A 12512-nucleotide genomic window follows, 5' to 3' on the forward strand; every position below is an offset into this window, starting at 1 on the left:
GGAAGGGGGTGGTGGGGGACGGTGCGTCCCAGGGGTATTGAGTCATGATCGGGTACGCTCGATTCGATTGGTTTAGACGGCTGATCTGATGTGTTCATCGGAGGCGGCGGGTGTAGGAGTCCGTCGCCTTCGTCATGTGCTGGGGCGCGAAGCCCCTCCGTAATGCGGTAGCGATTCACCGACGCCACACTCGACTGGGTGCGCGACGACTCGCGGTAGCTATCGCCCGCTGAACCATTGCCCGCGACGCAGGGCACCAATCCAGTAGCAGGTAAACCAGATTGGCGATAGCCAGTCCGTTAGTTGGACCGTTGGGGAAGAGGACCATGATCGTGTGGGCCACCAACGAGATGTGGTTCGGAACCACTCCCTCGATATAGGGGTGTCCAATCGTCGCAGCGGAGATGAAGTCCACCAGCCGATCAATGTCGGCAGGGTCGACCGTGCCCTCGGGGAGGAGGTACATCCGCTCTATGTACTCGCAGGTGTACTCGGTGTAGCCGTGCCACGGATATGGCACGTCGTCGAGCGCCGCCAATTCGGTTGTAGCCATGATCTTCTCTCTGTAGATGACATCAGTTGATGGTGCGGTTCTTACGTGCCCCTGTACGGTCTGAACCGCACTCACACCCGCGATCTGCGGGCAGGGGCTGCCGTTTCCGGCTTGATGATCAGAGCTGTCCGCTGCGCGAGCGCAGCGCGCGGAGCAGCGTGGTGGACGTGTGGAGGGTGAGGACGTACGCGGCTCCTGCGACCTCACCACCAATGACCACCTCCGCCTCGCGGTGCAGGGCGGACTCCACGACCGCCTCGGTGACGATCTGCTCGACGCCCGCCCACGTGAGCGGGGTGACTTCGCCGTGTCGGAGGGACTCGGTGGGGTCGGCGAGGCGGTCGAGCACCTCGCCCTCGGGGGTGATCAGGACGGGGGCTCCGTCGATACCGACGGCGAGTCGGTGATCCCACCCCTCCTGCGCAGCGAGCAAATCCGCGCTCGCGGACACATCCAGCGCCTCTGCACGTACCAGGACCTCAGCCATGTGTTCTCCTCTGTTCTCCGCCACGCACATGCGGCGGGTCTGTCATGTCCCGTCTTCGGGACTCTGATGACTGACGTGCCCCTGCTCGGTCTCGAACCGCGCCCGACCTATGTCGGAAACAGGGGCTACCTTGAGCGGCTAGTACAAGCCCGCTTCGGCGTCGGCCAGCTCGCCCGACGCCTCCTGCACGGCCTCATTCGCGGCCTCGACGGCGGACTCTGCCTCGGCGAGGGCAACTCGCGCTGCGGTGATGGCGACTTCGGCGTCCGAGGTGTCGCGACCCGCGTCCTGTGCCTCGTCGAGGTCGTCCTGCGCGGTCTCGACAGCGGACTCTGCCTCGTCGCGGGCATCCCGCGCCTCCCGCAGGGCTTCGGCGGCCTCGGTGAGCGCGACGTTCGCCGCCGCCTCACGGTCACGGGCTGCGTCCTCACGCTCACCCTGGTCTGCGTCATCGGCGTTGATCACATCGGTGATGAGGTCTGCCAACTCGTCGTCACTGGTGCCGCTCGTGACACGGAGGACCGCCGAGGTCGGTTCGGTCCACGCGCCACATCCATGCTGGTGGTCGAACCCTCCCGCTTCGGTGCCTGCCTGGTCGAATTCAGCGACGCGACCGCTCACCCGTACAGACTGGCCGCATCGCGAGCAGGCGATGAGGCGCTCGGCGCGGACCTCGACGATGGAGTTGTCCTCGTCGACCCACGCCTTAACCTCGGGATTGCCGTATGTGCGGGTGAAAGCGGGTGCATCGCCGAGCAGGCGTGCGACGCGGGCCTTGAGACCGAATCCCTGAGGCGCGGGCACGTCGCCGCTCTCGACGGCGTGGGTGAACTCGTCCCAGGTCGTGCCGCCCAAGTCCCAGTCGAAGGTGGGCAGCGGGTACGGCGCTTCGTCGCATGCGATGAGCTGGTCGACGAATCCCTCTGCGACTCCCCGTGCGAACGGCGTGAAGTCATAGTCGGCGTCCACCAAGCGCGAACCCCACTCCGTAGATAGGTCGCGGGCGACCTGCTCGGTGTAGCTATCCACGAGGCGCGCACGCTGCTCGTCGGTCACGCCAGGTCCCTCGTAGCGGAACTTGCGGATCGCCTCGGCGATCTGCTCTTCGGCTTCCTCCGCGTCCGCGTCGAGCGTCGCGTAGCGGTTGCCGCTCAGGTAGTTGATGCCCGTGTCCGCCCCGTCGAGCACCCGCTGTGCTAGCGGGATCAGCTCGTCGAGCAGGGCGTTGACAGCCTGCGAGGACATCTTCGTGTTCTCGACCTCGTACAGGCGATCCTCGCCGTGATGGTGGCGCGGCTCGCTCCCGCCGATGTGCGGGTTGACGTATGTTCCGAGTCGCCCCGTTCCGAGCTGTAGCTCGATGTATGCGGGCTGCGGCTCGTGCTGCCCCTCGTACTGCTCATGCAGCGGGTAGAGGGTGTCGTCGGACTCGTGAATGACCTCGACAAGCGTGCGGTCGTCGGATGGGGTGAAGCTCATGGCGTCCTCCTAAAGTTTGTGCCCCGTCGGTGGAGCGGTATGTGAAATGTGCTGTCGTGCATGTGCTATCGCTCTAAGTGCCTACGCTGGGTCGCGAAACCGTGCCCGTCCGATGACAGAGGCGGGGTGGAAGTGACTAGCGGGGGTTTTGACTGCTGCTGCGATCCAGGCGTCCACGTCCTCCTCGCGGTACATCACCCGTCCGCGCGGACGGTGCTGGACGAAAGGCGGACCCTCCTTGCGGTGCCGCATCACGGCGAGCCCGCCAGGGGTGTAGCCCGTCCGCTCCCCCACCTCGGCGGGGGTCAGGAGCTTGTCGCTCATTTCTGCCTCCTCTGCGAGTAGCCGTCCTACTCTCTGTGAATGATCTGTGTGAGTAGGTTTCCTACTCGCTGTAACCAGTAGACCAGTCCTCGCGGCACTTGTCAACACCGAGTATGTTAAGTAATCTCTGTGCACATGAGTGAGGGCGTAGGGATTGCCATTGGGCACCGCATACGGGGGTTGCGCGAGCAGGCTGGGTGGACGCAGGACCGCCTCGCCCGCGCAGTGTCGCTGCACGGCGTGAGCTGGACGCAGGCGCGGGTACGTCAGGTCGAAGCTGGCAACATCACCCCCGACCTGACCGTGCTCATCGCTGTCGCGCGCGCCCTAGCCGCCTTCCACGGTCCGCTCCCCGTCTCCGTGTTGCTACCCGACGGCGATCTCACCGACGCGGTATCGGGCAAGCCGATGACTCCCCCCCGACTCGTAAACGCAAGACCAGTCACCGAGTCCCTGGACTGGACTCGCGCTGACGACAAAGCCGCTGTCGACCTAGGTCTCGACGCTGATCACTTCGCGATGCTCACCGACTACGTGTACGGGCACACCGCATCCGTCGAACGTGACGAGAGGGCAGGCGCTGACGCCACGCCCCAGAAGCGGGGGCGAGTCATGCGCGGCGTGATCGAGGAACTCCGCGAGGCACTCCCCCGCTGGGAGCAGCACCGCGCGGATACGGAGATGTGAGCATGGCGACCATCGAGCCCTACGAGATCACCAGCGGGCCTCCGTCTCGTCGTACCCGCTACATGGTGCGCTATCGAATGCCGAACGGACGGCAGACCAAGAAGCGCGGGTTCACCACCAAACGCGAAGCCGAGCTGTTCGCCGCGACCGTCGAAGTCGCGAAGAACACTGGCACGTACGTTCAGCCATCGCTCGGTACCGTGACCGTTGCCGCCCTAGCTCCCGCGTGGTTGGAGCGAAAACAGGCGAAGGTCTCTCGGAGCTGGGGTTACTCACTGGATGTAGCAATGCGCACGCACGTGCTTCCGAAGTGGGGGGATACGCCCGTGGCGAGGGTCGATCAGCTCGGCGTGGAGCAGTGGGTTGCGGAGCTGGGTTCGAGAAGGAGCGGTTCGGTCACCAAGCGGGCTGTCGGCATCTTGCAGGGCATTCTCGACGACGCGGTGAAGAGCAAGCGCATCGCAACCAACCCCGCGCGCGGTCTGGAACGGATGCCGAAACGGTCCCCGAAGAAGCACGTCTACCTGGGGTTTGATGACGTGGACGCGCTCGCCGCAGCTTGTCTGACCCTCGACAACGCCCGCATTGTCTACGTGCTAGCCACGTGTGGTCTCCGCTGGGGCGAGCTGATCGCGCTTCGCCCTCGCGACGTGGACTTCCTGCGCAGGAGGCTGGACGTTCACCGCAACGCGGTGTGGGTTGCGAACAAAGTCGAGATAGAGGACACCAAGGGACGCGAGAACCGATCCGTTCCCGTCGCTCCGTTCGTGCTCGACATGCTCGCTCAGCAGTGTGAGGGCAAAGACCGCGACGACCTACTGTTCCCGAACGACGAGGGCACCTTCCGTGCACAGCAGAAGGCTCCGCGAGGATGGTTCCATCGCGCCGTGGTTCGCTCGGGTATCGACCAGCAGATCACTCCCCACGCTCTGCGACACACCTGTGCGTCCCTCACCGTCTCAGCGGGCGGCAACGTTCTCGCACTAGCTCGGATGCTTGGGCACAAGGACGCCTCTGTGACCCTTCGCGTGTACGCGGACCTATTCGATTCCGACCTGGACCTGCTCGCGGACCAGTTGCAGTCGAACTACACGGCTCGGGCGATTGTGCCCAAAGTGTGCCCGCCAAGTGCCCAGATCGACCATGCTGGGGCATGAAAAAAGCTCCTACCTGCAAGGTTAGGAGCCTGATTCTGGTGGGCGAAGGGGGACTTGAACCCCCACGTCCCGAAGGACACTGGCACCTGAAGCCAGCGCGTCTGCCATTCCGCCACTCGCCCGAGCGACCGGAGAAGATTAACACGCGACGACGCACGCCGCGAAATCGGACCGCGACCTGGGCGTCCGACCTTGCCGGGCCTGCGCCGTTCGTGCTACCAAAGGGACAGTTGGGACCAATGGGGTTACGCTGACTTCGCCGTGCCGTGATCGCGGCTATCATCATTGGTCAGAACATGCATCACGACACGCTGAGGAAGGGGGAGGTCGTTTCATGGGAATCCTGCAGCGGTTCGAGCGCAAGCTCGAAGGCGCGGTGGGCGACGGCTTCGCCCGCGTCTTCGGCGGCAAGGTGGTCCCCCAGGAAGTGGAGGCCGCTCTCCAACGCGAGGCTGAGGATCAGCTGCAAACCCTCGGAGACGGGGCGTACCTGGTACCGAACAAGTACGTCATCGCCGTCTCCCCGACCGATCAGGAGACCTTCGAGGCGGACCGCGAGCTCGCGATCCGCGCCTTCTCGAAGCACCTCGACGAATACATCCATGACAACGGCTGGCAGACTTATGGTGACGTGGTCGTGCACTTCGAGCAGTCACCAGGCCTGCACACGGGCCAGTTCCGGGCCCGCGGCACCGTGGATCCGGATGCAGTCCCCCAGAACCTTGTACCCCAGCGACCACCTGCAGAATCAGGAGCCGATTCGATGAGCAACAATCCCGGATACGACCAGGGACGGCACGGCGGCCAGTACGACCAGGGCGGCTACCAGCCGCAGCAGCAACAGCCGGGGTACGACCAGAACTACGGTCAGCAGCAGCCCGGCTACGACCAGAACTACGGCCAGCAGAACTACCAGCAGCCGGCCTACGACCAGGGGTACGGCCAGCAGGGCTACGACCAGGGCGGCTACCAGCAGCAGCCCGCGTACGACCAGAACTACGGCCAGCAGAACTACCAGCAGCCGGCGTACGACCAGGGGTACCAGCAGCCCGCCTACGACCAGGGCTACCAGCAGCCGGCACAGGGGTACGACCAGGGCTACCAGCAGCCCGCCTACGAGCAGAACTACGGCCAGCAGGGCTACCAGCAGCCGGCGTACGACCAGGGTTACCAGCAGCCCGCCTACGACCAGGGCTACCAGCAGCCCGCGCAGGGGTACGACCAGGGCTACCAGCAGCCCGGCTACGACCAGGGCTACCAGCAGCCGCAGGGCGGCTACGCCCAGCCGCAGTCGGTCACGCTGTACCTGGAGGACGGTTCCAACCGCACCTTCGCGCTGCGCGAGGGCACGAACGTGATCGGCCGCGGTCAGGACGCGCAGTTCCGTCTCCCCGACACGGGCGTCTCGCGGCGGCACGTCGAGATCCGCTGGGACGGCTACGCCGCGGTCCTCAACGACCTCGGCTCGACCAACGGCACCTCGGTCAACGACGTGCCCGTCTCCAACTGGGAGCTCGCCGACGGCGACCGCATCCGCGTCGGCCACTCCGACATCGTGGTCCGCTTCCAGTAGATTTCACTTCGGGGCGGCGTGAGCAGACCCGTGGACAGCGCCCGCACGCCGGGCGCCGGACGAGTGTGCGCCGGACCGATGTGCGCCGGATAGGACCAGGAGGGAGGCACCGTGCAGGGACTCGTGTTGCAGTTGACCCGTGCGGGCTTCCTCCTGCTGCTGTGGCTGTGCATCTGGCTGGTCATCAGCGCGCTGCGCTCCGATGCGCGCCTGGCGTCGGGCCTGCGGCCCCGTCAGAAGGAGGCCAAGGCGCCCCGTCGGGCCCTGTTCTCCCGCACCAGCAAGGTCGCGAAGTACCTCGTGGTCACCCACGGCCCGCTCGCGAACACGCGCATCACCCTCGGCCAGCAGCCCGTACTCATCGGCCGCGCCGACGACTCGACGCTGGTGCTCAACGACGACTACGCCTCGACCAGGCACGCCCGCCTGTCCCGCGACGGTGACGACTGGTACGTCGAGGACCTGGGCTCCACGAACGGCACCTACCTGGCCCGCAACAAGGTCACCACTCCCACCCGCGTCCCGCTGGGCACTCCGGTGCGCGTGGGCAAGACAGTGATCGAGTTGCGCCCGTGAGCCTCGTCCTTCGATACGCCGCCCGCTCCGACCGGGGCCTCGTCCGCAGCAACAACGAGGACTCCGTGTACGCCGGGGCCCGTCTCCTGGCGCTGGCCGACGGCATGGGCGGCCACGCCGCCGGCGAGGTCGCCTCGCAACTGATGATCGCCGCGCTCGCCCCCCTCGACGACGACGAGCCCGGCGGCGACCTGCTGGACACCCTCGAGGAGGCGATGGTCGCCGGCAACGACACCATCGCCGAGCAGGTGGCGGAGGACCCCGAGCTGGACGGCATGGGCACCACGCTCACCGCGATCCTCTTCGCCGGCTCCAAGCTCGGCCTGATCCACGTGGGCGACTCCCGCGGCTACCTGCGGCGCGACGGTCAGCTCATCCGCATCACCAAGGACGACACCTTCGTCCAGACCCTCGTCGACGAGGGCCGGATCACCGCCGAACAGGCGCACACTCACCCGCAGCGCTCGCTCATCATGAAGGCGCTCACCGGGCACGAGGTCGAACCGACGCTCACCCTGCGCGAGGCCAAGGCCGGCGACGTCTATCTGCTCTGCTCCGACGGCCTTTCCGACGTGGTCAGCGACGAGACGATCGGCGAGACCCTGGAGCTGGCGACCGAGAGCGTCAGCGCCGCCGCCGATCGCCTCATCGAGCTCGCGCTCAAGTCCGGCGGCCCCGACAACGTCACCGTCGTGGTGGCCCGCGTCGAGGACACCAGCTTCGGGCAGAGCCGCCCCATCGTCGGCGGCGCCGCGAACGACGACGACGAGGACTACGTCCCGCCGGCCAACACCGCCGCCGGCCGGGCCGCCGCGCTGCGCCCGCCGAAGAAGGCGCCCCGCCGCGTGGTCGCGACCGACGTCGACGACGAACCCGAGACCGGCTCGCGCCGCAAGTGGATCGCGCTGGGCGTGCTGCTCGTGCTGCTGGTCGGCGGCGCCATCGGCCTGATCGTGACCCGCTCGGTGGTCAACTCCAGCTACTTCGTCGCGGCCACCGACAAGGGCACCATCGCCATCTCCCACGGCGTCAAGGTGTCGATCTTCGGCCGGAAGCTGAACTCGCAGCAGGAGGTCGTCTGCATCGCGGAGACCACCGCCGGGACCGATCGCGCCCCGCAGGGCTGCACGCCGCTCACCGTCGACGACCTGACCCCGCGCGGCCGGGCCAACCTCGCCGGCCTGCCCTACGCGAGCTCGCTCGACGACGCCCGCGAGCAGGCCCGTAACCTCACCGACCGGGACAACCTCATGGAGCGGTGTGCGGTCACCACCGAGATCGAGGTGCCCGCGCCGCCGACCCAGGCCCCCCAGGACCCGAACGTCCCGGCACCGTCGACCACGGTGGCCCCGCCGGCCGGCGAGACGCTCGTGCCGCCCCCGGCGCCCGTCACCAGGGTCGTCACGAAGCCCTCGACGCCGGAGAGCCCCTGCCGCGGAGGCCCCTCGTGACGTCGGGCGCCAGCACTCCCGGTTCGGGCATAGCGCTCGACCCGAACCACCGCTCCCGGACCTACGAGCTGGTCCTGCTCGGCGCCGCCACGGTGGTGACGGGGACCTCCCTCGCACTGGTCGAGTGGGCGCAGGAGCAGCGGGTCACCCTCGACTTGGCGAAGTACGTGGTCGCCTTCGTCGTGCTGTACGGCGCGGCCCACTACGCGGTCCGCCGGTTCGCGCCCTACGCCGACCCGATCATCCTGCCGGTGGTGGCGATGCTCAACGGCCTGGGCCTGGTGCTGATCCACCGGCTCGACCTGGGCAACGCGCATGCGGAGAACGGGCGCGTCTCGCAGACGCAGGAGGCCAACCAGCAGATCCTCTGGACCCTGCTGGGCCTCGCGGTGCTCGTCGCCGTGCTGGCGCTGCTGCGCGATCACCGCACGCTGTCGAAGTACGCGTACACGATCGGCCTGGCCGGCGTGGTCTTCCTCGCCCTCCCGGCGCTGCTGCCGTCGAGCCTGTCGGAGATCAACGGCTCGAAGAACTGGATCAAGACGCCGCTGTTCAACATCCAGCCGAGCGAGATCAGCAAGATCCTGCTCATCATCTTCACCGCGGCCTTCCTGGTGTCCAAGCGCGACCTGTTCACCTCGGCGGGCCGTCGCGTCCTGGGCATCGACCTGCCGCGCGCCCGCGACCTCGCGCCGCTGCTGCTGGTGTGGATCGTCGCGCTCGGCGTGCTCGGCTACGCGAACGACCTCGGCACGCCGCTGCTCATCTTCTTCACCGTGCTGGCGATGGTCTACATCGCCACGGAGCGCATCGGCTGGATCATCGTGGGCCTGAGCCTCGCGGTGATCGGCGCCGTCGCCGCCTACCAGCTCTTCCCCCACCTGCGCGTGCGCGTCGAGGTGTGGCGCGACCCGTTCGCCGCGTACGAGACCATCGGCTACCAGCCTGCGCAGGCCCTGTTCTCGCTGGCCACGGGCGGCCTGGCCGGGACGGGCCTGGGCTCCGGCCGGCCCACGATGGTGCCCTTCGCGTCGACCGACTTCATCATGGCCGCGGTCGGCGAGGAGCTGGGCCTGATCGGCCTGGCCGCCGTCCTCATGCTGTTCCTGGTGCTGATCTTCCGCGGCTTCCGCGCGAGCCTGACGGTGCGCGACAGCTTCGGCAAGCTGCTGGCCGCCGGCCTGGCCTCGACGATGGCGATCCAGCTCTTCGTCGTCGTCGGCGGCGTCACGAAGCTGATCCCTCTGACCGGCCTGACCACACCGTTCATGAGCTACGGCGGCTCGTCGCTGCTCACGAACTACGCCCTCATCGCGCTGCTGCTGCGCATCTCCAACGCGGCCCGCGAGCCCAAGGTCGCCCGCAAGCCCGGCGCGCCGGTCCCCGACCGGCCGACCGAGATCGTGAAGCGCGTATGAACGCACCGATCCGCCGCATCTCCCTCGTCGTGGTCCTGCTCGTGGTCGCGTTGCTCGCCAACGCCACCTGGGTGCAGGTCTTCCGCGCCGACGACCTCCGCGCCGACAGCCGCAACGAGCGCGTGCTCCTCGACGAGTACGCGCGCCAGCGCGGCTCCATCCTCGCGGGCGGCCAGGTCATGGCCCAGTCGATCAAGACCGACGACCGGTACAAGTACCTGCGCACCTACCCGGAGGACATGGCGCGCGCCTACGCGCCGCTCACCGGCTACTACTCGATGATCTACAGCTCGAGCGGCCTCGAGCACGCCGAGGAGTCGGTGCTCAACGGCAGCGACGACCGGCTGTTCGGTCGGCGCGTCGTCGACCTGCTGTCGGGCCGCGACCCGAGCGGCGGCAACGTGATCACCACGATCAACCCGGCCATGCAGCGCATCGCCTACGAACGGCTGACGACGGCGTGCGGCTCGAACGGCCCGTGCCACGGCGCGGCCGTCGCGATCGAGCCGTCGACCGGCAAGATCCTCGCGATGGTGTCGACCCCCAGCTACGACCCGAACCCCCTGTCCTCGCACGACACCGGCGCGGTCAGCAAGACCTGGGAGCAGCTCAAGGACGACCCGGACAAGCCGATGGACAACCGGGCGACCAGCTGGACCTACCCGCCCGGGTCGACCTTCAAGGTGATCACCACGGCGGCGGCGCTGGCACAGGGCAAGGGCGTCGACCTGACCACCCGGCTCACGGCCGACAAGCAGATCACCCTGCCCGGCGGCGGCAATACGACGCTCCAGAACTACGCGGGGATGACGTGCCCCGATTCGTCGGGCGGTACCGTCAGCCTGTTGCAGGCGTTCCAGTACTCGTGCAACACCGCGTTCGTGGATCTGGCCACGGCGAAGATGCAGGACGGAGGAGAGGCGATCAAGGCGATGGCGAACAACTTCGGCGTCAATTCGACGCCGGATCCCCTCCCGCTGCGGGTCGCGCAGTCGGTGACCGGCCCCCTGTCCGACGGTGCCCAGACGGGCCAGTCGGCGATCGGCCAGCTCGACGTCGCGATGACCCCGCTGCAGAACGCCGTGATCGCGGCGACGCTCGCCAACGGCGGCGTCCGCATGCAGCCCTACCTGGTGGACTCCTTCCAGGCCCCGGACCTCTCGACCATCGGCTCGACCAAGCCGAAGCAGCTCGGGCAGGCCATCACGCCGCAGGTCGCGGCGCAGATGCGGGAGCTGATGATCGCGTCGGAGCAGCACACGAAGGGCTCGGGCGGCCGGGTCCAGATCGCCTCGAAGACCGGCACGGCGGAACATTCACAGGGCCAGCGCGGCGGCGAGGCGCCGCACGCCTGGTACATCGGGTACGGCCCGGTGAACGACCCGAAGGTAGCGGTGGCGGTCATCATTGAGAACGGTGGAAATCAAGGCGAGGCGGCGACCGGTGGGTCGCTCGCGGCGCCGATCGGACGAGCGGTGATAGGCGCCGCGGTGAACGGGCAGGGGAACTGATGAGTCTGCAGACCGGATCGGTGATCGCCGACCGCTACGAACTCCTCCGGCTCATCGCCACCGGTGGCATGGGCCAGGTGTGGGAGGCGATGGATACGCGGCTCGACCGCCGCGTGGCGGTCAAGGTGCTCAAAGCGGAATTCTCCGAGGACCAGGAATTCCTGGCGCGCTTCCGCAACGAGGCCCGCACCACCGCCGCCCTCAACCACCCCGGCATCGCCGGCGTCTACGACTACGGCGAAACCGCCGACCAGACCGGCGGCGCACCCCTGGCCTACCTCGTCATGGAACTCGTCAACGGCGAACCCCTCAACGCCGTCCTGTCCCGCCTCGGCCACCTCAGCCAAGCCCAGGCCCTCGACCTCCTCGAACAGACCGGCCGCGCCCTCCAAGTCGCCCACACCGCCGGCCTGGTCCACCGCGACGTCAAACCCGGCAACATCCTCATCACCCCCACCGGGCAGGTGAAGATCACCGACTTCGGCATCGCCAAAGCCGTCGACGCCGCACCCGTCACCAAGACCGGCATGGTCATGGGCACCGCCCAGTACATCTCCCCCGAACAGGCCTCCGGCGAGGACGCCACCGCCGCCTCCGACGTCTACTCCCTCGGCGTCGTCGGCTACGAATGCCTCGCCGGCAAGCGCCCGTTCTCGGGCGACGGCGCCATCACCGTCGCGATGAAGCACATCCGGGACCAGCCGGAGCCCCTGCCGGGCGACCTGCCGGCACCGGTGCGCGAGCTGATCACGCTGACCCTGGGCAAGGATCCGCGACAGCGCTACGCGAACGGCGGCGAGTTCGCCGACGCGGTCGCCGCGGTCAAGGCCGGGCAGCGCCCGCCGATGCCGCGCGGCTGGACCGGCGCCGCTCCCGCGGCGGCCGCCGCCGCGACCGGGGTGCCGGAGACGGCCGCCACGGCCGTCGTGCCGCCCGCGGCCCGCCCGGGCCCGCAGCCCGTCTCCCGCAACTCCAGCCCGACGCCGCGCGCCGCGGCCCCCGCCGGCTACTCGGACGGCGGCGGCTGGACCAAGGCGCAGAAGACGATCCTCGGGGTCTCGGTGGCGCTGCTGCTGCTGGCCGCGGCGATCGTCGGCGGCTACTTCGTCACCCGGGACACCGGGACGGAGACGCCGCTGCCGTCGACGAGCACGACCGACACGGGCACCGTCGCGCCGCCGCCGACGGGGACCTCCACCGCGGCCCGGCCGGTCCCGACCCGGACCACGACGGAGCCGCCGAAGACGGTGACCGAGACCTCGACGGTCGCGCCNACNACGACGNNCCCGCCGGNNA

12 protein-coding genes and 1 tRNA gene are annotated in these 12512 nt (G+C 68.2%); 8 read left to right on the forward strand and 5 right to left on the reverse strand.

The annotated features are described in order from the left end of the window. Positions 1–175: 175 nt before the first annotated feature. The 4 genes from ACNAYW_RS23465 to ACNAYW_RS23480 all read right to left on the reverse strand — a co-directional run bounded on the left by ACNAYW_RS23465 (position 176) and on the right by ACNAYW_RS23480 (position 2843). Entirely contained in the window at positions 176–553 is a 378-nt protein-coding gene (locus ACNAYW_RS23465; RefSeq protein WP_068570370.1) for a hypothetical protein, read from the reverse strand. A 118-nt stretch (positions 554–671) separates the two neighbouring features. Continuing rightward, positions 672–1040, reverse strand: a complete 369-nt coding sequence (locus ACNAYW_RS23470) for a hypothetical protein (RefSeq protein WP_415852031.1) — start codon at positions 1038–1040, stop codon at positions 672–674. 138 nt (positions 1041–1178) lie between these two features. Then, the gene (locus tag ACNAYW_RS23475; protein WP_068570372.1) at positions 1179–2519 is read right to left on the reverse strand and encodes a hypothetical protein; all 1341 of its coding nucleotides are present in this window, start codon (positions 2517–2519) and stop codon (positions 1179–1181) included. A gap of 81 nt (positions 2520–2600) precedes the next feature. Beyond that, complete coding sequence (locus ACNAYW_RS23480; protein ID WP_415852032.1) at positions 2601–2843, reverse strand: helix-turn-helix transcriptional regulator; 243 nt, start codon at positions 2841–2843, stop codon at positions 2601–2603. 135 nt (positions 2844–2978) lie between these two features. Here ACNAYW_RS23480 and ACNAYW_RS23485 point away from each other — a divergent pair, with 135 nt between their 5' ends. Then, positions 2979–3530 (forward strand): helix-turn-helix domain-containing protein, encoded by a 552-nt coding sequence (locus ACNAYW_RS23485; RefSeq protein ID WP_415852033.1) that lies wholly within the window; start codon positions 2979–2981, stop codon positions 3528–3530. 2 nt (positions 3531–3532) lie between these two features. Continuing rightward, positions 3533–4687 (forward strand): site-specific integrase, encoded by a 1155-nt coding sequence (locus ACNAYW_RS23490; RefSeq protein WP_415852034.1) that lies wholly within the window; start codon positions 3533–3535, stop codon positions 4685–4687. A gap of 36 nt (positions 4688–4723) precedes the next feature. Here the strand turns inward: ACNAYW_RS23490 and ACNAYW_RS23495 are convergent. Then, a tRNA-Leu gene (locus tag ACNAYW_RS23495) sits at positions 4724–4809 on the reverse strand. A gap of 212 nt (positions 4810–5021) precedes the next feature. Between ACNAYW_RS23495 and ACNAYW_RS23500 the strand changes: the two genes are divergently transcribed. The 6 genes from ACNAYW_RS23500 to ACNAYW_RS23525 all read left to right on the forward strand — a co-directional run. Further along, a complete protein-coding gene (locus ACNAYW_RS23500) occupies positions 5022–6260 on the forward strand; it encodes a DUF3662 and FHA domain-containing protein (protein WP_415852035.1) in 1239 nt (412 codons plus the stop codon). A gap of 111 nt (positions 6261–6371) precedes the next feature. Beyond that, positions 6372–6836 carry an FHA domain-containing protein FhaB/FipA gene (locus ACNAYW_RS23505; protein WP_224644811.1) on the forward strand — a complete coding sequence of 155 codons (465 nt, stop codon included), beginning with the start codon at positions 6372–6374 and terminating at the stop codon, positions 6834–6836. After that, complete coding sequence (locus ACNAYW_RS23510) at positions 6833–8287, forward strand: PP2C family protein-serine/threonine phosphatase (RefSeq protein ID WP_415852036.1); 1455 nt, start codon at positions 6833–6835, stop codon at positions 8285–8287. Before ACNAYW_RS23505 ends, ACNAYW_RS23510 begins: the two co-directional genes overlap by 4 nt. Then, a complete protein-coding gene (locus ACNAYW_RS23515; RefSeq protein WP_415852037.1) occupies positions 8284–9705 on the forward strand; it encodes an FtsW/RodA/SpoVE family cell cycle protein in 1422 nt (473 codons plus the stop codon). Before ACNAYW_RS23510 ends, ACNAYW_RS23515 begins: the two co-directional genes overlap by 4 nt. Next, on the forward strand, positions 9702–11216 hold the full coding sequence (locus ACNAYW_RS23520; protein WP_415852038.1) for a peptidoglycan D,D-transpeptidase FtsI family protein: 1515 nt from the start codon (positions 9702–9704) through the stop codon (positions 11214–11216). Before ACNAYW_RS23515 ends, ACNAYW_RS23520 begins: the two co-directional genes overlap by 4 nt. Then, positions 11216–12489 (forward strand): serine/threonine-protein kinase (locus tag ACNAYW_RS23525; protein WP_415852039.1); only part of this gene is annotated, 1274 nt, incomplete at its 3' end. The genes ACNAYW_RS23520 and ACNAYW_RS23525, both read left to right, overlap by 1 nt. Positions 12490–12512 lie beyond the last annotated feature (23 nt).

The organism is Tsukamurella ocularis, from assembly GCF_965138335.1.
GTDB classification, from domain to species: Bacteria; Actinomycetota; Actinomycetes; order Mycobacteriales; family Mycobacteriaceae; genus Tsukamurella; species Tsukamurella ocularis_A.

Excerpts from the sequence above, each read along its gene's own strand:
- ACNAYW_RS23465 (WP_068570370.1), bottom strand. The coding sequence starts at position 553 with ATGGCTACAACCGAATTGGCGGCGCTCGACGACGTGCCATATCCGTGG.
- ACNAYW_RS23520 (WP_415852038.1), top strand. The coding sequence starts at position 9,702 with ATGAACGCACCGATCCGCCGCATCTCCCTCGTCGTGGTCCTGCTCGTG.
- ACNAYW_RS23475 (WP_068570372.1), bottom strand. The coding sequence starts at position 2,519 with ATGAGCTTCACCCCATCCGACGACCGCACGCTTGTCGAGGTCATTCAC.
- ACNAYW_RS23470 (WP_415852031.1), bottom strand. The coding sequence starts at position 1,040 with ATGGCTGAGGTCCTGGTACGTGCAGAGGCGCTGGATGTGTCCGCGAGC.
- ACNAYW_RS23480 (WP_415852032.1), bottom strand. The coding sequence starts at position 2,843 with ATGAGCGACAAGCTCCTGACCCCCGCCGAGGTGGGGGAGCGGACGGGC.
- ACNAYW_RS23490 (WP_415852034.1), top strand. The coding sequence starts at position 3,533 with ATGGCGACCATCGAGCCCTACGAGATCACCAGCGGGCCTCCGTCTCGT.
- ACNAYW_RS23485 (WP_415852033.1), top strand. The coding sequence starts at position 2,979 with ATGAGTGAGGGCGTAGGGATTGCCATTGGGCACCGCATACGGGGGTTG.
- ACNAYW_RS23500 (WP_415852035.1), top strand. The coding sequence starts at position 5,022 with ATGGGAATCCTGCAGCGGTTCGAGCGCAAGCTCGAAGGCGCGGTGGGC.